17 protein-coding genes and 1 pseudogene are annotated in these 22,118 nt (G+C 61.1%); 7 read left to right on the top strand and 11 right to left on the bottom strand.

Translation table 11 applies throughout. The annotated features are described in order from the left end of the window. Window positions 1–15: 15 nt before the first annotated feature. From L598_RS05715 to iolC, 7 genes are all read right to left on the bottom strand, one after another. A complete protein-coding gene (locus tag L598_RS05715) occupies window positions 16–1,536 on the bottom strand; it encodes an AMP-binding protein (protein WP_144861007.1) in 1,521 nt (506 codons plus the stop codon). A gap of 74 nt (window positions 1,537–1,610) precedes the next feature. Next, entirely contained in the window at window positions 1,611–2,249 is a 639-nt protein-coding gene (locus L598_RS05710) for a 2-dehydro-3-deoxy-6-phosphogalactonate aldolase (RefSeq protein ID WP_144861006.1), read from the bottom strand. After that, window positions 2,246–3,226, bottom strand: a complete 981-nt coding sequence (locus L598_RS05705; RefSeq protein WP_144861005.1) for a 2-dehydro-3-deoxygalactonokinase — start codon at window positions 3,224–3,226, stop codon at window positions 2,246–2,248. Before L598_RS05705 ends, L598_RS05710 begins: the two co-directional genes overlap by 4 nt. 45 nt (window positions 3,227–3,271) lie before the next feature. Further along, complete coding sequence (iolB, locus tag L598_RS05700) at window positions 3,272–4,069, bottom strand: 5-deoxy-glucuronate isomerase (RefSeq protein ID WP_144861004.1); 798 nt, start codon at window positions 4,067–4,069, stop codon at window positions 3,272–3,274. 30 nt (window positions 4,070–4,099) lie between these two features. After that, the gene (iolE, locus tag L598_RS05695) at window positions 4,100–4,990 is read right to left on the bottom strand and encodes a myo-inosose-2 dehydratase (protein ID WP_144861003.1); all 891 of its coding nucleotides are present in this window, start codon (window positions 4,988–4,990) and stop codon (window positions 4,100–4,102) included. Between the two features lie 48 nt (window positions 4,991–5,038). Next, window positions 5,039–6,889, bottom strand: coding sequence for a 3D-(3,5/4)-trihydroxycyclohexane-1,2-dione acylhydrolase (decyclizing) (gene iolD / locus L598_RS05690; protein ID WP_144861002.1), 1,851 nt, complete (start codon window positions 6,887–6,889; stop codon window positions 5,039–5,041). A 21-nt stretch (window positions 6,890–6,910) separates the two neighbouring features. Continuing rightward, entirely contained in the window at window positions 6,911–8,842 is a 1,932-nt protein-coding gene (iolC, locus tag L598_RS05685; protein WP_281407367.1) for a 5-dehydro-2-deoxygluconokinase, read from the bottom strand. A gap of 140 nt (window positions 8,843–8,982) precedes the next feature. Between iolC and iolG the strand changes: the two genes are divergently transcribed. Continuing rightward, window positions 8,983–9,972, top strand: coding sequence for an inositol 2-dehydrogenase (gene iolG / locus L598_RS05680; RefSeq protein ID WP_144861000.1), 990 nt, complete (start codon window positions 8,983–8,985; stop codon window positions 9,970–9,972). A gap of 18 nt (window positions 9,973–9,990) precedes the next feature. On the opposite strand, the gene L598_RS05675 is transcribed toward iolG, so the two are convergent. After that, window positions 9,991–10,845, bottom strand: a complete 855-nt coding sequence (locus tag L598_RS05675) for a MurR/RpiR family transcriptional regulator (RefSeq protein WP_144860999.1) — start codon at window positions 10,843–10,845, stop codon at window positions 9,991–9,993. 202 nt (window positions 10,846–11,047) lie between these two features. On the opposite strand from L598_RS05675, the gene L598_RS05670 reads away from it, so the two are divergent. From L598_RS05670 to L598_RS05655, 4 genes are all read left to right on the top strand, one after another. After that, window positions 11,048–11,986: a sugar ABC transporter substrate-binding protein gene (locus tag L598_RS05670; RefSeq protein WP_144860998.1), complete on the top strand. Its 939-nt coding sequence runs from the start codon at window positions 11,048–11,050 to the stop codon at window positions 11,984–11,986. A gap of 50 nt (window positions 11,987–12,036) precedes the next feature. After that, window positions 12,037–13,164, top strand: a complete 1,128-nt coding sequence (locus tag L598_RS05665) for an ABC transporter permease (protein ID WP_144860997.1) — start codon at window positions 12,037–12,039, stop codon at window positions 13,162–13,164. Next, a complete protein-coding gene (locus L598_RS05660) occupies window positions 13,164–13,943 on the top strand; it encodes an ATP-binding cassette domain-containing protein (protein WP_144860996.1) in 780 nt (259 codons plus the stop codon). The genes L598_RS05665 and L598_RS05660 overlap by 1 nt, the downstream gene beginning before the upstream one ends. A gap of 81 nt (window positions 13,944–14,024) precedes the next feature. After that, entirely contained in the window at window positions 14,025–15,140 is a 1,116-nt protein-coding gene (locus L598_RS05655; RefSeq protein ID WP_144860995.1) for a Gfo/Idh/MocA family oxidoreductase, read from the top strand. Between the two features lie 60 nt (window positions 15,141–15,200). On the opposite strand, the gene L598_RS05650 is transcribed toward L598_RS05655, so the two are convergent. Then, window positions 15,201–16,289 carry a Gfo/Idh/MocA family oxidoreductase gene (locus L598_RS05650; protein WP_144860994.1) on the bottom strand — a complete coding sequence of 363 codons (1,089 nt, stop codon included), beginning with the start codon at window positions 16,287–16,289 and terminating at the stop codon, window positions 15,201–15,203. 242 nt (window positions 16,290–16,531) lie between these two features. Continuing rightward, window positions 16,532–16,795 carry a hypothetical protein gene (locus tag L598_RS05645; protein ID WP_144860993.1) on the bottom strand — a complete coding sequence of 88 codons (264 nt, stop codon included), beginning with the start codon at window positions 16,793–16,795 and terminating at the stop codon, window positions 16,532–16,534. A 330-nt stretch (window positions 16,796–17,125) separates the two neighbouring features. Here L598_RS05645 and L598_RS05640 point away from each other — a divergent pair, with 330 nt between their 5' ends. Further along, entirely contained in the window at window positions 17,126–20,938 is a 3,813-nt protein-coding gene (locus tag L598_RS05640; protein ID WP_144860992.1) for an AAA family ATPase, read from the top strand. Between the two features lie 54 nt (window positions 20,939–20,992). Then, window positions 20,993–21,901, top strand: a pseudogene (locus L598_RS05635) (YcaO-like family protein); the annotation flags it as partial. 34 nt (window positions 21,902–21,935) lie between these two features. Here the strand turns inward: L598_RS05635 and L598_RS05630 are convergent. Further along, on the bottom strand, window positions 21,936–22,118 hold a 183-nt coding region (locus L598_RS05630), incomplete at its 5' end, for an integrase core domain-containing protein (RefSeq protein ID WP_144860990.1).

The following is a 22,118-nucleotide window of genomic DNA, read 5'->3' as shown; positions in this document are numbered from 1 at the left end:
GACAATCGCTCCGGATTATTTTTGCTCCAGCTGTGCCCTGAGCTCGCGCTTGAGGATCTTGCCATAGGCGTTCTTGGGAAGCTCGTCCAGGAAGACATATCTGCGTGGCTTCTTGAATGAGGCGATCCGGGAGCGGCAGAGGGCTTCCAACTCGTCCTCGTGCAATATGGCGTCGCCGCGCGCCGCCACCACGGCGACAACGATCTCGCCCCATTCGGGATCGGGAAGGCCGATTACGGCTGCTTCCGCCACGCCGGGATGGCTGATCAGAACATCCTCCACCTCGCGCGGATAGATATTGGTGCCTCCCGAGATGATCACGTCCTTCGATCGGTCCGTCAGCGTCAGGAAACCATCCTCGTCCAGATGGCCGATATCACCCGTATGCAGCCAGCCATCGACGATCGTCTTTGCGGTCGCCTCCTCGTTGCGCCAGTAGCCGCGCATGACGGTGTCTCCGCGAACGAGAATCTCGCCGGATCGGCCGGGCGGAAGATCGTTCCCTTCGCTGTCGACGATCCTGAGTTCGATGCAGGCCTGTGCGACACCGACGGAATCGCGCCGTTTCCGCCAGTTTGGATGCGACGTATCGGCAACGACGTCGCGGGGCAGGACGCTGATCGTCATCGGGGATTCGCCCTGGCCGTAGATCTGGACGAAGCGGGGGCCGAAAACAGCAAGCGCCTCGTCAATGTCCGGTCCATACATGGGGCCGCCTCCATAGACGACCGTGCGGATGCCTTCGCCGTGATAGCCGCTGCGCTGCGCTTCGTCGATCTGGCGGCGCACCATTGTAGGTGCCGCGAAATAAGCGGTTTCTCCGAAATGACGCGAGAGCGCGGCGATCTCGCCGGCATCGAAGCCCCGCGATACAGGCACGCAATGGCTGGCCCCGGCCCGGACGTAGGGGAAATTGTACAATCCGCCGCCATGCGACATCGGAGCGGGGTAGAGAATTGTGTGAGTATGGGATACCTGATCCACGTCGATCGCGTAGCACAGGGACATCATCATGAGATTGCGGTGCGTGAGCATCACCCCTTTCGGCCGCCCCGTCGTGCCGGAGGTGTAGAAAATCCAGGCCGTATCATGCGCATCGGTTTCGGCCGGCTTCTCGGGACCGCCCGAGGCGTGAAGCGCGTCCCAGGAAGGTGACCCCAGCGCGATCTCAGTGCAATTGGCGGGCAGCTCGGATTCGGAGCGGAGTTTGCCCGTATCGGACACGAGAAGACGGGCTCCCGAATCCTCTGCGATATAGGCGATCTCGGCGGGATGCAGCTTGGCATTGGCCGGAACCGCCACGGCGCCGAGCCACCAGATGCCGTAGAGGAGTTCCAGATATTCGGGACAGTTCTTCAGGAAGACGACCACCCTGTCGCCTGCCGCAATCCCGTGGCGCGCATGGAGCCCGGCGGCAATCGCAGCGCTTCGCCGGGCGAAAGTCGCATAGTCCGCGTGCAGGCGCTCCCCGGAAAATATGGCCGGCGCATCGGGGCGGGTGCGCGCCGTGGAGTGAAGCCAGGATGCGATGTTCATGGGCAATTCATTGGTCGATGGCGATCCGGTGAAGATAGCATGGTACATGTAAAGGGGCTTGCAAGCCTTGATGTCTAGGCTCCGGCAAACACCGCATCCCACCCAGCGACGGCGGCAATCGCGCGCTGCCGGATTTCATCGACGCTCATGCCCGGCTTGAAGAGGCTTGATCCAAGGCCGAACAATGTGACGCCCGCAGCGCTGTAGTTGTCGAAATCCTTTGCCGATATGCCGCCGACCGCGCCCACCAGGACATGCTTCGGCAGCACCGCGCGCATGGCGGATATGCCGCCTGGGCCAAGAACGCTGGCCGGGAAGAACTTCAGCGCCGACGCGCCCAGACTGATTGCATGGAAGGCTTCACTCGGCGTCAACACGCCGGGCATGGTTACCAGATTGTATCTCGCCGCCCGCTGCATGACGGCAGCGTCGATATTGGGACTGACGAGCAGCCGCCCGCCCGCTTCTGCCAGATTGTCGACGTCTGCCGCCGCCAGGACGGTACCCGCGCCGATAAGCGCCATGCTCGGCAGGGCTTCGACCATGCTGCGGATCGAGACGAAGGGCTCTGGCGAATTGAGCGGCACCTCTATGGCTTCGATGCCGGCATCGAAGATGGCCTGGCCGACGGCAACGGCGTCTTCCGGCCTCAGCCCGCGCAAAATGGCAATGAGACCGCGGCGCAGTTGCGGGAAGGGGGCGGTAGGCGTCATGCGGCAACTCCGTTTCCAATCATGCCGTTCCGACGCGCGGCCGCGAAAAGCCCGGCCCGCACCGCCTCGTCCGCATCGACCGGCCGGAACGCCATCCCCGCAATCTCCAGCGCCGTGCCATAAAGCGCACCCAGAGCTCCCGAAGAGATCAGGACAATTTCCTGCCGGCCTGGTTCGTAGACCCGCCGTGCCGAGGCGATTTCGCCCCCAATGAGCAGGCCCGACAGGGCGGCTGCCGCCTCGTCTGGCGAAAGCCCGTGCAGCAGGCCCGCCGCGCGGATCGAAAACAGCCGCGAGGCAATGTCGCCGCCGCTGGCGAGAGCGGTTTCGCACCAATGGCGAAACGTCGCATTATCGGCGGCTACGGTTGACGGTTTTTCGCCCAGCGAATGGCGCAGGATCGAATGACTGGCGAGCAGCGAAAACAGCTCGCCGGTCATCCATGTGCCGAATCTTGAAACGACGCCTTCCTCGACGACGATCCATTTCGAGTGGGTGCCGGGCATGCAGACGATGTGCCTGCCTTTTTCCGGCAAATCCGCGCCGGCAAGCTGCGTTTCCTCGCCGCGCAGCACTTCCGGTTCGGACTGAAGCCGCTGCGCCAGGCCGGGAATTATCCGGATATCGCTACGCTCGCCCTTCACCGCCGTAGCGCTTTTGAGAATGCCGCCGATCGGGGCCGGAACATCGACATAAGGAACTTCCAGCCAGCCCTGGCGCGAACCGGCCATGCCGCAGATGATGACGGGCAGGGTGACCGGCGCTCGTAGTGCCGCCAGATGCTGTTCAAGGACAACGGAGAAGCCACGCGACCGTGCGGTGAGCAGCCCGTCGTCGCTGCGCCGCTCGTCGAGCACCCGACCAGCCGTATCGAGCAGCCAGACGCGCATCCTGGTGGTACCCCAGTCGACCGCGGCGATCGAGGGTTTGTCGTGGCTCACAGAGGCTTCTCCATTGCGGTGCAGGCCTGTTGTCATACCGCATGTCGCGTCGCGCTCAAGCCCCGCTGGCGATACCACCCCTCAGGCCCCGAGAAGCCATTCATGCTCCCTGGCATTGTGGAATTTCCATGTCCGTTTCGGCCCCGCCATGACATTGAGGTAATAGAGATCGTAGCCGTGGCAGGCGGCGCAGGGATGATATCCCCTCGGCACCATGACCACATCGCCATCCTCCACCGCCATGGTTTCGTCCAGTGAGCCGTCATCCGTATAGACGCGCTGAAAGGCAAAACCCTGGCGCGGATTGAGACGGTGGTAATAGGTTTCCTCCAGGTAGGATTCCTCGGGCAGGTTATCCTGGTCATGCTTGTGTGGAGGATAGCTCGACGTATGGCCACCCGGCGTTATGACCTCGACGACGAGGAGTGAATCGGCCGGCTCGCTCTCCGGCAGGATGTTGGTGACATAGCGCGTATTGGTGCCCTTGCCGCGCACCTCCTGGCCGATATCGTCTGGCGCGATCATGCGCGGGGGCAGCCCGCCGCCGAGGCCAGGAGCGGTGCAGACGGCGAGTTCCAGCTCCGTCTCGGCTGTCACGCTCCAGTGTGAACTTTCCGGCACATAGACCGACCAGGGCTTACCCTCGAACGGCGTCATTCGTTCTCCGAGCAGGCCAAAGTCCTTGTCCCCCGCGCTTGCTTTGCCCCTGCCGGAGACGAAAACGAGGCAGGCTTCGCGGCTCTCTGTCTCGGCGGAAACCGTTTCACCTGGCGCAAGCCGGTAAAGATCGAAGCCGACATAGGTCCAGCCCGCATTTTGCGGTGTCACGCGGGTCACAAGACCAGTCCCGCCCTTGGGTTTCAGGAGCAGCTTAGACATTGGCATTCTCCTTGTTTGCTCGTCGCGGTGCTAGGCGATCTCGAATCCCGCCTCCTTTAGACAGGCTGAGAGGTTCCGGTAGCCGAGTTCCGCATATCGGGCGGGGTTGGCCTTTTCCGGGTCTTGCTCGGCCTCGACTACCGCCCAGCCGGAATAGCCCTTCAGCTCCCGCAAGACCTGCACATAGTCGATCATGCCATCGCCGGGCACGGTATAGACGCCCGCCAGAACCGCATCGAGGAATGACCAGTCTTCTGCATTTGCCTGCAGCATGACTTCTTCGCGCACATCCTTGGCGTGGAAATGACCGATACGCGGACTGTAATGGCGGGCCAAACGAGCCGGATCCGCGCCGCCCCAGGCGGCATGGCCGGTATCGAGCAGCAGGTGAACGGCGTCGCCGGTGACCGCCATGAAGCGGTCGATCTCGGCCTCGTTCTGGACCACAGTGCCCATATGGTGATGATAGACGAGACGGAGACCGTATTCGCCCTCTATGGCTCGTGCGAATTCGGTACATCGTTTGCCGAACTCTTTCCACGCTGCCTTCGGCAGAACAGGCCTTGCGGAGAGCGGCAATTGCCGGTGCGAATGGATCGCATTCGATGTCTCGGCGGCGATGAATATCTTTGAACCCATGTCCCGCAGCAGGACAGCGTGGTCTTTTGCGGCTTGCAATTCCTCGCGCGCGTTGCGCGTAAGCAGATGAGTGGAGTACCAGCCGCCGACCAATGCATGTCCGTATCGGACGAGGATCGGCTGTAACTGCTCTGCCTGGCGCGGGAACTTGTTGCCAAGCTCCATGCCGGTAAAACCGGCGGTCCTCGCCTCTTCGAGGCAGGTTTCCAGCGGGATATTTCCGCCGATCTCCGGCATGTCGTCATTCGACCAGCCGATGGGGTTCACCCCGATGCGGATCATTTTTCTTCTCCTGAAGTCGCTTTAGGGGCCAGACGGGGAGTGAAGGCGTCAATCGCCTATCCGCTGCGAACCCCGTTTCTTCTCATAGTCGTCACGGGCAGCCTTGACTTCGCTGCGTGTGCTTACTTCGGGAACGGTCACGTCCCACCAGTGGCCGCCGGCATCGGTCGCGACCTGCGGGTCTGTTTCGATCACGACAACCGTGGTGCGGTCATTGGTTCGCGCCTTTTGGAGAGCAGTCTCGAGCTCGGCGATTGAAGCGGCCTTTTCGCTTATCGCACCGAGGCTTGCCGCGTGTGCCGCGAAGTCGATGTCGGGCAGCGTTTCATGTCGCGTGTCCTTCAGAAGATTGTTGAAGCTGGCGCCGCCCGTGGCCATCTGCAGGCGGTTGATGCAGCCGAAGCCGCGATTGTCGAGAACGACGATGATAAGCTTGAGCCCCAGCATCACTGAGGTGGCGATCTCTGAATTCAGCATCAGGTAAGATCCGTCGCCAAGCATGACGACGACTTCGCGCTCCGGTCGCGCCAGCTTAGCGCCGAGCCCGCCGGCGATCTCATAGCCCATGCAGGAGAATCCATATTCGGCGTGATAAGAGCCGGGGCTGCCGGCCTGCCAGAGCTTGTGCAGTTCGCCCGGCAGGCCGCCGGCCGCGTGCAGCAGGACGACTTCCTTGCCCATTGTCCGTTGGACGGCTCCGATCACCTGCGCGTCGGATGGCAACCGGGCATTGGTCGCGGCAGTTGCCTTGCCAGCATCCTTGCGCCATTCCGCCTTGCCCGTCTTCGCATAAGCCGTCCAGTCCACCGGCGACTGCCAGCCGGCCAATGCCTGGGCGAGTTCGCCGAGACCCTCCCGCGCGTCTGCGACCAGAGGCAGGGCGCGGTGCTTGCCGGCGTCGAAGGGCTGCACATTGAGACCGACAATGGTCTTGCCATCGTTCTTGAAAAGGGCCCAGGAGCCGGTGGTGAAGTCCTGCAGCCGTGTACCTACAGCAAGCACCAGGTCGGCCTGCTCGGCGAGCCGGTTTGCTGCCGAGGTGCCGGTCACGCCTACCGCACCCATATTGAGCGGATGGTCGTCGGGCAGGGAAGACTTTCCGCCTTGCGTCTCGCAGACCGGGATGCCGGTCGCTTCAGCGAATTCGGCCAGAAGGGGAGAGGCCTGTGAATAGAGCACGCCGCCGCCGGCGACGATCAGCGGTTTCTTCGCCCTTCTGAGAGCTATAGCGGCGGCCTCGGTCTCGCCCAGATCGGGCCGTGGGCGTCGCGGCAGCCAGAATCGTTCGGCAAAGAAGCTTTCCGGATAGTCAAAGGCCTCCGCTTGCACATCCTGGCAGAGTGCCAGTGTCACCGGACCACATTCGGCTGGATCGGTCAGCACCTGCATGGCACGGTTGAGTGCCGGCACGATCTGCTCCGGTCGGGTGATTCGGTCGAAATAGCGCGAGATCGGACGGAAGCAGTCATTGGCCGATATAGTGCCGTCACCGAAATCCTCCACCTGTTGCAACACCGGGTCGGGGAAGCGGCTTGCGAAGACGTCGCCGGGAAGCAGGAGCACCGGCAGACGGTTGACATGAGCCAGCGCCGCCGCGGTGACCATATTCACCGCGCCGGGACCGATAGAGGTGGTGGCGGCCATCATGCGCCGGCGGAAATGCGCCTTGGCATAGGCGATCGCTGCATGCGCCATCGCCTGTTCGTTATGGGCGCGATAGGTGGGAAGCTCCTCGCGCACCTGATAGAGCGCCTCGCCGAGTCCCGCCACATTGCCGTGACCAAAGATTGCCCAAACGCCGCCGAAAAGCGGCAGTTTCTCGCCCTCCATCTCCGTCATCTGACGGGTCAGGAAGCGGGCGAGCGCCTGCGCCATGGTAAGGCGTATGGTCTTGGTCAAATTCGTTTCCTCCCCGCTCATTCATCTTCTCGGGTTTTCGCGGGCGGCGAGCCATGCATCGGCCAGCCTGCCAAACCGGGCGGCCATATCGGCCACGGCATCCTCATCCGTGATCGTTCCCGCAAGCCATTTCTCGGCCGCTTCGGCGAAGATCGTGCGGCCGACCGCAAAGCCTTTCACTATCGGTGTCTTGGCGGTCGCGGCAAAGACGGTCTCAAGTTCGTCCTGCGGCGCCTCCAGCCCCAGCAATACCACGCCCCGGCACCACGGATCGTGGGTCGCTATCACTTCTTCGATCTTTTGCCATGCTGCCGGCGAGGCCTGCGGTTCCAGCTTCCACCAATCCGGCCTGATGCCAAGGGCGTAAAGCTCCTCCAGGGCGCGGCCGACGGTATTCTCGCCGAGCTTTCCATGTTTGCCAGCTATGATCTCGATCAACAGCTCTCGGCCGACCGTGCGCGCCGCGTCGAACAAGGCGCGCAGCTTCTCCTGCTGCTCATGCTTGAGCGGTTCGGGATCATCCGGATGGTAGAAGCACAGGCACTTGATGCAATGATCCACCGGCCATTCGATGAGTTGCGAGCCTATATCCTGCGAGAATTCGAAGCGCAGCGGCCGCGAGCCCGGTTGCTCGACCGGCCGGCCGAGCCATGCGAAGTCGTTACGGGCGAATTCGAACATCGCCTCGCGACCATATTTCTCGTCGATCAGCATGCCGAAACCGTCGCGACCGGCCGCGACCTGGGCGGCGGCCTTGACCGCCAACACCTTGAAGTCGCCAATTCGCGATGGATCGACACCGGCTCTGCGCGCTGTGTCCTCCAACTGCATGCGATGGTCCACGGCGAAGGCCATCAGCGAAGGGATGTCGCGCCGGCGGGTGGTCACCCAATGGATATGGCTGATAGCCTCGTCCTTGCGGAGTGCATGCTCGCGACTGCCATTTTTGAGGAAATACTGCAGTTCCTCGAAGGTCGGGATCTCGGGCGAGCAAAGAAGGCGCGACACCGCAAAAGCGCCGCAGGCATTGGCCCAAGTGGCGCATGTCGCCAGTTCTTCGCCGGCCAGCCAGCCGCGCAGGAAACCGGACATGAAAGCATCGCCCGCGCCCAGGACATTGTAGACTTCGATTGGAAAACCCTTGCCGACGACGCCCCTCTCCAAGTCGTCCGGAATAGGACCATCATAGACGATGCAGCCCATCGGCCCGCGTTTCAGGACGACGGTTGCGCTTGTAAGGGATCGGATTGTTCTGAGGGCCGGCAACAGCTCCCTTTCGCCCGAGGCGATCAGCACTTCTTCCTCAGTTCCGACGATCAGATCGCAACCGGAAAGCACTGTCTTCATTTTGGCCGAAACAGCCTCCGACGCGATATAACGGCTGTCGCCGGCAGCATGGCCGGCAAGCCCCCAGAGATTGGGCCGGTAGTCGATGTCGAGCACCACCTTGCCACCGGCCTCCTTCATCAGCCGCATAGCCTTGCGCTGGGCGGCTTCGGTTCCCGGCGCGGAGAAATGCGTGCCCGTCACCACCAGCGCGCCCGCCCTGCCAATGAAAGCGGGATCGACGTCCCCTTCATCTAAAGCCATATCGGCGCAGTTTTCACGATAGAAGAGCAGTGGAAAGCTCCGGTCGTTCTCCACCGACAGGATCGCTAGTGCGGTCAGCCGTTCGCGGTCGGTTCTCAGCCCGTCCACGCAAACGCCCTCGCGGGTCATCTGCTGCCGTATGAAGCGACCCATCTGCTCGTCTCCGACGCGCGAGAGAAGGGCCGAGCGCAAGCCAAGTCTTGCCGCGCCGATGGCTATGTTGGCGGGGCAGCCACCCACCGATTTGGCAAAGCTCGCCACGTCCTCCAGCCGCGTGCCGACCTGCTGGCCGTAGAGATCGACCGAGGCGCGACCCATGGTGATAACGTCGAGCCGGCTACCCTCCCCCTGTGTCTGGCTCACGGTGGTCCTCCTGGCGATCATCGCGGCATTGCGGTGCGAGCGTCCATTCTGATGCGAAAATAAGTGAAACACAAATTCCATTTGACAGTCAATGTAGAATATTTATTCTGTTTTGCTCCCATCCATAAGGAACAAGTCATATGATTTCGATCGCCCTGCTCGGCGCCGGCCGTATTGGCCAGATCCACGGCAGGAACATTGCCGCTTCAGGACGGGCCCGGCTGGCGGCAATCGCCGACCCCCTGCCGGAAAATGCGGAGAAACTGGCTCAGGCGACGGGAGCTCCGGGGCGGGCAGCGGATGAGATATTTGCCGATCCGGCAGTGGATGCCGTGCTGATTGCCACGCCCACCGACACCCATGCCGATCTGATCGAGCAGGCCGCCGAAGCCGGGAAGGCCGTACTGTGCGAAAAGCCGGTGGATATGAGCGCCGACCGTATCCGCCAGACGCTGGCCCGCGTGAAAAAAGCCGGTGTGCCGCTCATGATCGGGTTCAATCGCCGCTTCGATCCGAATTTCGCCGCGCTGCGCAGGCGGCTGGAGGAAGGTGCCGCCGGCGAGGTTGAACTGGTCACCATCCTGTCGCGGGATCCGGCACCGCCGCCGGTCGCCTATATCCAACGCTCCGGGGGTTTGTTTCGCGACATGATGATCCATGACCTGGATATGGCGCGTTTCCTCCTTGGCGAGGAGGTGGTCGAGGTACAGGCCATGGGTTCGGCCCTCGTCGATCCGATGATCGGCGAAGCGGGTGACGTCGACACGGCTGTCGTGATGCTGAAAACCGCTTCCGGCAAGCTGTGCCAGATATCCAATTCTCGCCGTGCGACCTACGGCTATGATCAGCGCATCGAGGTGCATGGGTCGGAGGGCATGCTTTCGGCGGGCAACATGCACGAGACGACGGTACGCTTCGCCAATGCCCAAGGGATAACCGCCGATCCGGTGCAAAACTTCTTCCTGGAGCGCTATGCCGACGCCTATCGGCGTGAACTCGACGCTTTTATCGATGTGGTGGAAAAAGGAGCCAGTCCGTCGCCTGACGGGGAGGACGGCCTGAAAGCACAAATTCTTGCGGATGCGGCTACGGAAGCTTGCTTTTCCGGCCGGCCGGCCAGACTCGCCTGAAGCTCCACGGCGGCAGTTTCACCCTTGCGCGGCATGGCGACGTCGGCGCTCGGCAACGGCGACGGACAGTGCCATGCATAGCGCCATGCTGGCGGAGAGGGAGCGGAAGCCGGCGAAGTCTGCCTCTGCCACCTCCAGCCATTCCTCCGCACATTCTGCAAGCGGCGAGAAGGCGTTGTCGGTGATCGACACCACGGGGACGCCAAGAGCGCCGAGTTGGCGTGCCTGTTCAATGGTCGAAGGCGCATATGGCGAGAAAGAGACGGCAATGGCGGCATCACGTTCGGTGGCCATGGCAAGCATTTCCGGGTCAAGACCGGCCATGGAGCCGGTCAGGACGTAGCGCAGCTTCATCTTGCCGAAAGCATAGGCCAGATAGGCGGCGATCGGATAGGAGCGGCGTCGGGCGATCAGATAGATGGTTTCGGCATCGGCCAGCAGGGCCGTCGCGCGCTCGAAGCGTAGCGGATTCACCGTCTGCACCAGTTTATCGATCGACTGGCTCGCCGCGCCGAGAAAACCGTTGAGGATGGCTATGTCCTCTGAGCCCTGTTTTGTCGTCGCCCGGATCGTTGCCAGCCGCTCCTCGTAATTGCCGGTGCGTTCCTTGAGCCGGTTGCGGAAGATACCCTGCAGGTCGGAAAAGCCATCGAAGCCGAGATGCTGGGCGAAGCGCACCAGCGTCGAAGGCTGCACATCGGCCGCCTGCGCTATGCTGGCGGCGGTACCGAAGGCTACCTCTTCGGGATGGTCGAGGGCATAGACCGCCACTTGCGCAAGCCGCTTCGGCAGTTCCTTGCGGCGGTTGAGGATCAGCCCTCTCAACGCCTCGAAATCACGTGGCGCCCGCTCCATGCGGTCTTCGGCATCCATCCAGTTTGATCCTTTCTCAACGCCAGCGGAGCCTGGCTTTGGTCATTCGGTGGCGAAAATCAATGCTTGACGCAGCATGCCAGAAATGGAATAAATATTCCAGCGACGATTTTAAATGATCTTTTTATTCCGTTTCGTCGCGCGACAGGATCGGGCCGGAGGAATGCCCAATGCCTGCGTCAGCCATCGGGAGGAATTTGCAATGAGACACACATTGAGGGCTTTATTCGCTGCGACCGCGATCATGGGCGCTGTAACGACTGCGCAGGCGCAGGAGGACGTCAACATCATCGTCGTCAGCCATGGCCAGGCCTCCGATCCGTTCTGGTCGGTCGTCAAGAACGGCGTCAGCCAGGCGGCGGAGGATATGGGCGTCACCGTCGATTACCGGGCGCCGGAGACCTTCGACATGGTGGCGATGGGCCAGCTCATTGACGCAGCAGTGAACCAGAGCCCCGACGGTCTCGTTGTTTCCATTCCCGATGCCGACGCGCTCGGTCCATCCATCGAAAAGGCTGTTGCCGCCGGTATCCCTGTCATTTCCATGAATTCCGGCTCCGACGTGTCGAAAGACCTGGGAACACTGCTCCATGTCGGCCAGGACGAATATGATGCCGGCAAGGCCGGCGGCGAGAAGCTGAAGGAGATGGGGGGCGACAAGGGCCTGTGCGTCAATCATGAGGTCGGCAATGTTTCGCTCGACTTGCGTTGCAAGGGCTTTGCAGAAGGCTTTGGAGGTGAGCTGACGGTATTGCCGGCGAGCAACGACCCCGCCGAGATTCTGTCCAAGGTGAAGGCGGCACTGGCATCAGATCCGGAGATCGACACCATCATGACTCTCAGCGCCTCGCTTGCCGGCGAGCCCACTGTGACGGCTGTCAGCGAATCCGGCATGGAAGGCGAGGTGAATATCGCCTCCTTCGATCTCTCCGCCAATTTCCTGCAGGCTGTAGCCGACGGCAATGCCGCCTTTGCCATCGATCAGCAGCAATATCTGCAGGGCTATTTGCCGGTTACGTTCCTGGCGCTCAATGCGAAATACGGCCTGGTGCCAGGCGGCAACGTACCTTCGGGCCCGAACCTCGTCACCAAGGAGAAGGCCGCACAGGTGATCGATCTATCTTCGAAGGGCATCCGCTAGGCGGTGACACATCGCCTTCGGCCTGACTGGAGGCCGAAGGAGGGATTGTGATGTCGAAACAGGACGCCATCATCGAACAGGCCAAGGATGAGCGGCTGAAGCACAGCTCGCTCGCCACCCGCCTGATGCGCCGGCCTGAACTGGGCGCGGCCATGGGCGTCATCCTCGTCATCATATTCTTCTTCGTCATGGCCAATCCCGTGATGTTCGAGCTTTCCGGCATCATGAACTTCATGGCACCTGCGGCCCAGCTCGGCATATTGGCGATCGGGGCCGCCCTTCTCATGGTTGGCGGTGAATTCGACCTGTCGGTCGGCTCCATGGTCGCCTTTGCCGGCCTGATCTTCGCCGCATGTGTGGTGACCTTCGGGTTGCCGCTGCCGGTGGCCATCCTAACAACCCTGCTTTTTGCCGCCGCGATGGGCTTCGCAAACGGCCAGATCGTCATCCATACCGGCCTGCCGAGCTTCATCGTTACGCTGGCGTTCCTGTTCATACTGCGCGGCTTGTCGCTGGTCGGGCTGAAATGGGCTACCGGCGGCGCCACCCAGCTTCGCGGTGTCCGCGAGGCCGCGCAGGACTCGGCAGTGGGGGAGATCGTCTTTGAACTTTTCTCGGGCGAGGCTTTTGAGGGATTGTTCGCCTGGCTCGCAGCCAATGACTGGATCTCCAAATTTCCCAATGGCCAGCCCAAAGTAACCGGCATTCCCGTGGAGATATTGTGGTTTGCCGTTCTTGCCGTCCTTGCTGCCTATGTGCTGACGCGGACCCGTTACGGAAACTGGATCTTTGCTTCCGGCGGCGATCCCGAGGCCGCACGCAATTCGGGTGTGCCGGTGCACCGGGTCAAGACCTCGCTTTTCATGATTACTGCCGCCTGTGCCGCGCTGGTCGCCATCCTTACAGTTCTCGACTCCGGCTCCACCGACGCCCGTCGCGGTTTCCAGAAGGAATTCGAAGCCATAATCGCGGCGGTCATCGGCGGCTGTCTTCTGACGGGCGGTTACGGTTCCGTCATCGGAGCAGCGCTTGGAGCCATCATATTCGGCATGGTGCTGATCGGGCTCACCTACACCACCATCGACCAGGACTGGTATCTCGTATTCCTTGGCGGCATGCTGCTGATGGCCGTTTTCTTCAACAATATCATCCGCAAGCGCGTAACGGGAGAACGGTGATGACGGCACCGCTCGTGGAAATGCGCGATATCGAGAAGCATTTCGGCTCCGTCATTGCGCTGGCCGGCGTCTCCGTCTCGATCCATGCGGGCGAGGTGCATTGTCTGCTCGGCGACAATGGCGCCGGCAAGTCGACCTTCATCAAGACCATGGCAGGCGTCCACCAGCCGACAAAGGGGCAGATGTTCATCGAGGGGAAGCCGGTGACCTTCTCCAGCCCCCGCGAGGCCCTCGATGCCGGGATCGCCACGGTATACCAGGACCTGGCGATGATCCCGCTGATGTCGATCACCCGCAACTTCTTCATGGGCCGCGAGCCGGTGAAAGGCATCTGGCCGTTCCGCCATGTAGATTTCGCCTTTTGCGACCGCGTCACCCGGGAGGAAATGAAGCGCATCGGCATCGACGTGCGCGATCCCGGCCAGGCGGTCGGCACCCTGTCCGGGGGCGAGCGGCAATGCGTAGCCATCAGCAGAGCGGTTTATTTCGGCGCCAAGGTGCTAATTCTTGATGAGCCGACCTCGGCGCTTGGCGTGCGTCAGACCTCCATGGTGCTGAAATACATCGATATGGTGCGCAGGAAGGGGCTGGGTGTTGTCTTTATCACCCACAATGTGCGCCATGCCATGGCTGTTGGCGATCGTTTTACAGTCCTAAATCGCGGCAAGACGCTCGGTACCGCGGCGCGCGGCGAGATCACTGCCGACCAGTTGCAGAATATGATGGCCGGCGGAAAAGAACTGGCCGAGCTGTCCAGCGAGCTTGGCGGAACGGTGTGACAGAAATCCTTCCCGGAGGCAGGTGCTTGCCGCCGAACGACTTGGGGCGGCATGGCCGCCCCTCTTTTTGGAATGACTGGTATGAAATCAATCAATGTCGGCCTGATCGGCACAGGATATATGGGCAAGTGCCATGCGCTGGCCTGGAATGCGGTCAAACCGGTCTTCGCCGATGTGCCTGAAATCCGGCTGGTCCATCTCGGCGAGGCAACCGACGAATTGGCGCGCGCCAAGGCGGCGGAATTCGGCTTCAGCCGCGCTTCCGGTGACTGGCGGCGGGTCGTCGAGGATCCGGAAGTCGACATAGTATCGATCACCACGCCCAACAGGTTCCATGCCGAGATGGCGATTGCCGCGCTGGAGGCGGGCAAACATGTCTGGTGCGAGAAACCCATGGCGCCGGAGCCTGCGGACGCCGAGGCCATGCTTGCAGCCGCCCGCGCTTCCGGGAAAGTGGCAATCCTCGGATATAACTATATCCAGAACCCGGTCATCCGGCATATTCGCAGGCTCCTCGACGAGGGTGCAATCGGAGCGGTCAACCATCTCCGTGTCGAGATGGACGAGGATTTCATGGCCGATGCGGCTGCTCCCTTCATGTATCGTCACGAAGCTTCGTCGGGATACGGCGCGATCGACGATTTCGGCGTACATCCGCTGTCGCTCATCCACATGCTGCTAGGCGGCGTCGCCCGCGTCATGTGCGATATGGCAAAGCCCTATCAGAGCCGGAAGACGGCGGGAGACGAAACGCGCCCCGTCGAGGTTTTCGACATCGCTACCATCCTGATGCGGCTTGAAAACGGAGCTTCGGGTGTGATTGCACTCAATCGCGCCGCCTGGGGGCGCAAGGGCAGGCTGACGCTACAGATATTCGGCTCCGAGGGTTCGATCCTCTACGATCAGGAACGCATGAATGAATTCCGCCTCTATCTCACGGCCGACCGGACAACGGAGCAGGGCTTCCGCACCGTGCTCGCCGCACCGCACCACCCGCCCTATGACCGCTTCATCCCCGCGCCAGGTCATGGCCTCGGCTTCAACGATCTGAAGGTTGTCGAATGCCGTCAGCTTGTCGGCCTAATGCTTGGAGAGGAGACGACCGTGATCGATTTCGAGGATGGCATCAGGATCGAACGCACAATCCACGCCATGGCCCGTTCTTTCAGGGAAGGGAGATGGGTTGAAGTGGCTTGAGGTTCCGCTTGGGCGGCAACCGTATCTTTCGACCATTCCAGGGACAGCTTGCAAAAGGCGTCAGCTCAGTTCGATGGACCGCTGCTGCTCGATGCTCTGTTCCGCAGCCAGCACGATGCGCAGGCTGTTGACCGCCGCCTCCATGGATTCGGAAAGGTCGAGGTCTTCCCGGATGGCGCGCAAAAAGAATTCCTGCTCGCGATCGCAAAGTTCCTGGTGACCAGGCTCGTCTTCCATGCTCAGTATCTCGTCCGGCTTGGCGAAATTCCTGTCGGCATCGACCTGTGCGTAGTGGATCTTCAGCGCGTCGGTCTTGGTGTGGCGGTCGATATCGGCTGAATCCGAAACCTCTTCCGCGTCCTTGCTCTCGCTCCCGGATTGATCGGCGACGATTGACACGGCGCCGTTCGGGCCGATCACGTCCTTCACGAAATAGGCGGTCTCGCTCATCATCGGACCCCAGCCGGCTTCATACCAGCCGACCGAACCGTCATCGAAGGTGACATGGAGATGGCCATAGTTCTGCTTAGCAGCTTCCGCCCAGAGCTTGGCGCCGATGCCATGCACACGGACCGGTTTTGCGCCGGTGAGCTGGCACATCACATCAACATAATGCACGCCGCAATCCACGATAGGGATCAGTGAATCGATCAGGTTCTTGTGCCAGTGCCAAGCTTGACCGCTGCTCTGCTGGTTCAGGTTCAACCGCATGACCAGAGGCTTGCCGAGCGTCTTGCCAACCTCGATGAACTTGATCCATGAGGGATGGACGCGCAGGATATAGCCGAGCACCAGCTTGCGGTTTTTTGCTTTGGCCGCCGCGACGACCTTCTCCGCATCCTTGATATTGGTTGCGATCGGCTTTTCCATGAAGACGTGACAGTTTGCCTCGATCGCTTTCAGCGCATATTCCGCATGGGTGTTCGGCCAGGAGTTGATGGACACAGCGTCGGGCTTAGTCTGCGCCAGCGCCTCGTCGAAATCCTCGAAAAGCGGATAGCCTGCAAGATCCTCCGGAATCTTCCTGCTCTTTATCGAGCGGCTCATGATGCCGACGATCTCGAAACCTTCCAGCCTGTGATAGGCGCTGGCATGCGAGGCTCCCATATTGCCGAGCCCGACGACCAGGATTTTCACTTTTTCGGTCAATGCCGTCTCCCTCAAAGCTCATTTCACAGGCAGGTGCTGCTGAACGCGGTTTGTCTCCTGTGACGGCTTGATACCCTCGATATGGAGCTTCGCAAAGGGTTCGGGAACGATGCGATCCTCGGAGGCGGCAGATGATGATCTGATGTGGCTATGCTCATCCTCTCCATCAAACAATTGCACTGCCCGGGCATGGTGCCCGGACAGTGCTTCGCAGCCAAGGCTGCTGGCCCCCCAATGGCGTTTTATCTGCCGCGAATGTCATCCATCCGCACATTCGCGGAGTAGTTGCCGACCAGAGTCTTGTCCTTTGTCGGCTGAGCGAAGCCGAAGGATCGTGTCCAGGTGGACGTTGTCACCGGCTTGGCTTCCCCCATCGGATTGACAGCGCCTTCGATATTGGCGGAGTAGTTGCCGATGAGGACGGGAGCCTCCTGGGCCGAGGCGATCGCGGTAAGGCTCAGGGGCAGCAGCAGTGCTGCCATAGCGAGCTTCATATTTTTCTTCATGTTTCAGTTCCCTGCTTGTTGGCGTTGAACCGGAATGCTCAACGTGCCCCGACAGGACCATTGCCCCAAAAAGCGAACGTGAATTGCGCGTCGTCTCGGCGTGAAAGCGAAAGCCGACCGGAATCCGATACTTGTGGCTTTTGCTGCGGGCGGTTGACCTTTTTGCCGAGGGCGGCCGGCAGACATTTGTGCTAAAATGTCCATAACGAGCCGCCTGGCTTGGCCGCAGGCTGGCCAACTGGCGCCTTGAGGGCGGCCGCAGTTTCGGGGAAAGCACATGCTTTCTGGCACTTTACCGGCGTCTCCGTTAACCCGTCCGGGTCACACGCCATGAGTTATAGTCTGCGTGTGCTGGGGGGCTTCGAATTGCTGCATGACGGTGTGCAGGTTCAAATCGGGTCCGCCAAGCAGCGCTGCTTGCTGGCCACGCTGGCTCTTGCGTTACCCAATAGCTGCAACAGGGATGTCTTGGCGGAACGCCTGTGGGGAGGGCGCGGTGACGGCGGAGCGAGCCAAAATCTTCGTACCGCGCTCAGCCAGCTAAGAAAGCAATTTGCCGAAGAGCCCGTACTTGTAGCGCATCGTGAAGAGGTTCGCCTTGAGCCCGATCTGATCAAAGTGGACGCATTGGAATTCAAAAGACTGCTGAGGGATGGAGATCCGCAGTCCCTTCACGCTGCGGCAGACCTGTACAGCGGCGATTTCCTCAGTGACATCCGCATTCGCGATGGCGAGGCGGAACAGTGGGTATCCGATCAGCGTAGATGGTATCGTGCCCGTGCGCTTGAGGCCTTCGTCAAGCTTTCAGACAGTTCGCTTGCAGCCGGTGATCTGGACGCTGCCATACAGGAAGCGCGGCGTGCGGTCCTTCTGGACGACCTGGCCGAGGAGGCGCACCGGGCCCTGCTGAACGCCCTGCTCGCCTCGAACCGGCGTGGAGAGGCGATGCGGCATGCACGTGCGATGCTGGAATTGTTCGAGAGCTCGTTGGGTGTGTCGCCCTCTCCGGCAACCATGGCTGTCATAGAGCGGGTGACTAAGGATTCGGGGGCGCCCGCCGTACCGCCCCAGGTGCTTCCGCCGGAAGCGACTAGTGCCACATCGCTATCCCCTGCGCCTGCGGTGCATGGGGAACCCGAGGCCCTGATTGAGCAGCGCATGGTCGTAGCGCTCAGTTACGAAATAGTCGGGGTTGCCGAAATAGCCAAACACCTGGACCCCGAAAGCCTGACCAATCTCATCTCCGAGCTTGACAGGATCGTGCGAACTATCGCGGAGGAATGGCTGGGGGTGATGGGAGGCGCTGCCCTTGATCGGGGAACCATTTTTTTCGGGGTGGACTGTGTATCGGAGGACTATGCCAGCGACGCCGTCACTGCGGCCAACGAACTCAGCGAAGCGATCGCCAATTTCCGATGGTCCGGCCGTCCCAACCACCGGTTCGCGCTCAGGACTGCTCTGGACAGCAGTCTGTCGCTCGTATTCTCGACAGGGAAGGGAGATGCCGCCGGACCGAAAGTGGTCGGTTGCGCGGAACTGAACGCCCGCAGAATATGCTTGGAGGCATCTGATCCAGGAATCCTGGTCAGCGACAATCTTCGCAACCGCGTAAGCAGCTACTTCAAATTCAATCCTTACACGGAGGGAAATGGAGCCGAACCGGTCTGGCAATTGGTCACGCCTCGCCGTCCCCAGGATCGTTTCGAAGCCCGGCGTCAGCGCATCCTCCCCATCACCGGCCGGCGCAGCGAGCTGGATATGTTGATCAGCCGCTGGTCCGACGCACAAGCCGGACATGGGCAGATCGCGATCATCCGTGGCAGCCCGGGCATCGGCAAATCGCGATTGCTTTACGATCTGCGCGGCCGGCTCAAGGCCTCCAGTCTGCGGCCTTGGCTTCTGCAATGCACGCCCGGCGGCGAGCGCACGGCATTCTCGCCCATCGCCAACTTGTTCGTCGGCCGACGGCGGTGGCTACAGCAACCCGATGCGGTGTTTGCCAGAGCAGCTCGCCGCCTGGGTGCTTCCAGCCCTGACGAAATAGAACATCTCGGCTTCGCCAGCGGCCTTGTTGCCGTATCCGATGACAATTCGCCCTTGTCGGCGAAGGAAGCCTTGCGGCACACCCGGCAGGCCATACAATCGATGATCACTGCGCGGGTCCGCCGGGGGCCGCTATGTGTCATTATCGAGGACATACATTGGGCCGATCCATCCACCCTGACCGAGTTAGAGGCCCTGGCAAAATGGATTGCCAACAAGCCGCTCCTGATTGTTCTGACGACTCGCGATGATGCGCTTCGGGCAATTTCTGACGAGAGCAACACGCTTGATCTGACCCTGCGGCGGCTGGACCGCGCAGAAACACAGGCGCTTGCAACGGCTCTTTGGGAGATGGTGGCCGAGGACCGGCCAACGCCCGATCAGGTTGCCTTTCTTGCGGCCCTCAGCGAAGGAATTCCTCTGTACCTGGAGGAGTTGGTTCTGTGGCGCCTTCGGATGGAACGGGTTGTAGGTCCCAGCCCGGCATTGCGAAAGGACACTTTGAACGATCCCACAATGCCGCTCAACGACCTGCTGCTTTCGCGCATGACCTTCCTGGGGGAAGGGCGCAAGGTAGCCCAGGTCGCTTCGGTGATTGGCCGCAGCTTCGATCTTTCCATGCTGGAGGAAGTGGCTGGCGATCTGCTTCCAGCGGAGAGTCTGCCTGAGCTTTTACAGCAATTGGTTGAGAACAACATCCTGAGGCAGATATGGCCGCCGCCGGAAGCCGAGTATGAATTTCGTCATTCGCTGCTACGGGAGGCTGCCTACAGTTCGCTCCGGGATGCGGATCGGCGCGTCCTGCATTGGCGGATGTTCAAATGGCTGGAGGATCAGCCTTATGACGATTGGCCCACCATGGATGTGGATCTTGCATGGCATGCCGAAAGAGCCGGCAATTATCGCATTGCTGCGAAGATCCTCGCCAAAGCGGGACGGGACAGCGCGGCGCGTTCTGCCATCGCCGAAGCCAGATCATCCCTTTCCCACGCCCTCGAGCTTACGGATCATATCGACGATGTTGATGCGCGTGAGCGTCTCCATCTGGAAATAGTGGCTGCCCTCGGCCCTCTGTTGACCAGTCAGTTCGGCCCTCGTGACCGACGCGCTCAGCAGCTCTATGATCGTGGCGTCGATATCGCCCGCCGGCGGCCCGGCGCCGAACTCGGTGACCATTTCCCGATATTCTGGGGTTGGTGGTACACCGGATCGGATTTCCGCGTCATGCACGATCGTGCCTTGCGGGTACAGGAGATGCTTGCAGAACTGAAAGATCCCGAAATCCAGCTGCAAATCAACCATTGCATCTGGGCCATCGACTTCAATCTGGGGCGCCATCGGGAGACCCTGCTGGCGATCGAGAAAGGGCTGGCGCTCTATGACGCCACGCGGGCGCAGACGAACCGCGCTCTGTTCGGCGGCCATGATGCGAAAGTATGCGGTTTGGGACAGAAAGCATTGTCACTCTGGCTGACGGGCCAAAGCGAAGCCTCCGACGCTGCTCTGGCGGAGATGCTCGCCTTCATCGATGACATCGGGCACCTTCCGAGCAGGGCGCATGCGTTCGATACGGAGGCGGTCTCGGCATTCTATCGCGAAGACTTCAGCCGTCTTGTGCACATTTCCAAGCGCATGAGAGACTTTGCAGCCAAACATGAAATGGAATTCCTCACAGGCCTTTCCCTGCTGTTCGGCGGCTGGGCCAAGGCACGACTGCAGGATCTCGCGACCGGTCACGAGATGTTCATCACAGGGCTCGGAATCCTGAAGCAGTTGGGCTCGATAGTGGACCTGCCGATCTATCTGTACATGCAGGCAACGATCCTCGGTCTCCAGGGCAAGCCGGATGCGGGCATCATTGCCGTAACCGAGGCCATCAGCCAGGGTAACGAGACAGGTCACAGTTATTGGCTGGCGGAGCTTTATCGTTGCCGGGCGGAACTTCGTGTCCAGGCCAAAATGGATTCTGACCTCGTCGCTCAGGATTTGAGGCTCGCCATGGTCACTGCGACAGAGCAGGGCGCGCGAGCCCTCCTTGACCGCACGATCCGATCGGCCCGAGGATTTGGTTTCGGCGTCGAACTCTCAAATCGGAATTGAAAATTGGAGCCCCGTTTGAGCAAGCTGGCTGCTGCATTGTCTGCGGCCGGTTCGGTGCCATTGCGTGACTTATCGCACCGAACCGATCTTAAAGGCTTGATGGCGCAGCTTTTGCCTCTTTGCGCAAGATGCGGGATCACGCGGCTGGCGGATCTGACCGGGCTCGACCGTATCGGTTTGCCGGTAATCCAGGCCATCCGGCCAGCGGCATTTTCGGAAGTGACGGCCCTTGGGCGTGGCCTGTGCAGGGAGACAGCCGCTGTCGGGGCCGTCATGGAGTCGCTTGAACGCTTCTACTCGGAGAAGGTGAGCGCCGAGCGGCTCTTTTTTGCCAGTGCCGAGGATCTCGCTGTTCCCACCGGCCTGTTCGAAAATCATGTTCTGCCCGAATGCCGGGATGTCTGGCGCACTGTCAGGATTCCCTGGATCATTGGCATCGACGTTTCGTCGAATTCGCCGCATCCGGTACCGTTCGAACTTGTCCATACCTGCTATACCGATCCGCCCCCGATCGGTGACGGCATCTTTCACCGCAGCACGACGGGGCTCGCCTGTCACAGCAGCAAAGCTTACGCATTCTTGCACGGGCTGCTCGAATGCATCGAACGCGATGCCATGGCTCGGGCCTTTGTCACCCACGGCTTCTTCGAAAGGATGCGTCTCTCATTTGCGACGCCGCCGGATGAGGACGTGCAGCGGCTTCTCGAACTCGCGCGCACGAATGGATTGTCCGTCGCGCTCTGGCAGGTCCCCTCGCCAACGGGAGTGCCGGTGGTCTGGTGCCAGGTCATGGAGACTGGTCCCGGCGAGCCGATACTTGCCCTGCCTACAGAGGGGCATGCGGCTGGTGCGAATTTGTGGGCAGCCGCATATAGCGCCATCCTGGAAGCATTGGCGACGCGCGCGGCCGCGATTTCGGGTGCCAGGGAAGATCAGACTCGAAAGCACTACAGAGCCGCTGACTGATCAGCCCCACTTGAGTGGTCCATTTTAAAAGTTAGTGCATCGCCGGTCTTTGGTCCATCGGAAGGATGGTTTCCGGGGCTGGCGGGSGRTAGCCCAATGCGCTGTGTGGTCGTTTCGTGTTGTAGTGCTTCCTCCATTGCTCGATCAGTATTTGTGCCTCGCGGAGGCTGTAGAAGACTTCTCCATTCAGCATTTCATCGCGGAAGCGGGCGTT

The sequence above is a fragment of the Mesorhizobium sp. J18 genome, assembly GCF_007829525.1.
Classification (GTDB): Bacteria; Pseudomonadota; Alphaproteobacteria; order Rhizobiales; family Rhizobiaceae; genus VLJP01.
The sequence above is the reverse complement of the archived record's forward strand: the minus strand, read 5'-3'. Positions and strand labels throughout refer to the sequence as shown.

Excerpts from the sequence above, each read along its gene's own strand:
- L598_RS05675 (WP_144860999.1), bottom strand. The coding sequence starts at position 10,845 with ATGGATGCCGAAGACCGCATGGAGCGGGCGCCACGTGATTTCGAGGCG.
- L598_RS05665 (WP_144860997.1), top strand. The coding sequence starts at position 12,037 with ATGTCGAAACAGGACGCCATCATCGAACAGGCCAAGGATGAGCGGCTG.
- L598_RS05670 (WP_144860998.1), top strand. The coding sequence starts at position 11,048 with ATGAGACACACATTGAGGGCTTTATTCGCTGCGACCGCGATCATGGGC.
- L598_RS05645 (WP_144860993.1), bottom strand. The coding sequence starts at position 16,795 with ATGAAGAAAAATATGAAGCTCGCTATGGCAGCACTGCTGCTGCCCCTG.
- L598_RS05705 (WP_144861005.1), bottom strand. The coding sequence starts at position 3,226 with ATGACAACAGGCCTGCACCGCAATGGAGAAGCCTCTGTGAGCCACGAC.
- iolG (WP_144861000.1), top strand. The coding sequence starts at position 8,983 with ATGATTTCGATCGCCCTGCTCGGCGCCGGCCGTATTGGCCAGATCCAC.
- L598_RS05640 (WP_144860992.1), top strand. The coding sequence starts at position 17,126 with ATGAGTTATAGTCTGCGTGTGCTGGGGGGCTTCGAATTGCTGCATGAC.
- L598_RS05715 (WP_144861007.1), bottom strand. The coding sequence starts at position 1,536 with ATGAACATCGCATCCTGGCTTCACTCCACGGCGCGCACCCGCCCCGAT.
- iolB (WP_144861004.1), bottom strand. The coding sequence starts at position 4,069 with ATGTCTAAGCTGCTCCTGAAACCCAAGGGCGGGACTGGTCTTGTGACC.
- L598_RS05655 (WP_144860995.1), top strand. The coding sequence starts at position 14,025 with ATGAAATCAATCAATGTCGGCCTGATCGGCACAGGATATATGGGCAAG.
- iolE (WP_144861003.1), bottom strand. The coding sequence starts at position 4,990 with ATGATCCGCATCGGGGTGAACCCCATCGGCTGGTCGAATGACGACATG.
- L598_RS05710 (WP_144861006.1), bottom strand. The coding sequence starts at position 2,249 with ATGACGCCTACCGCCCCCTTCCCGCAACTGCGCCGCGGTCTCATTGCC.
- L598_RS05660 (WP_144860996.1), top strand. The coding sequence starts at position 13,164 with ATGACGGCACCGCTCGTGGAAATGCGCGATATCGAGAAGCATTTCGGC.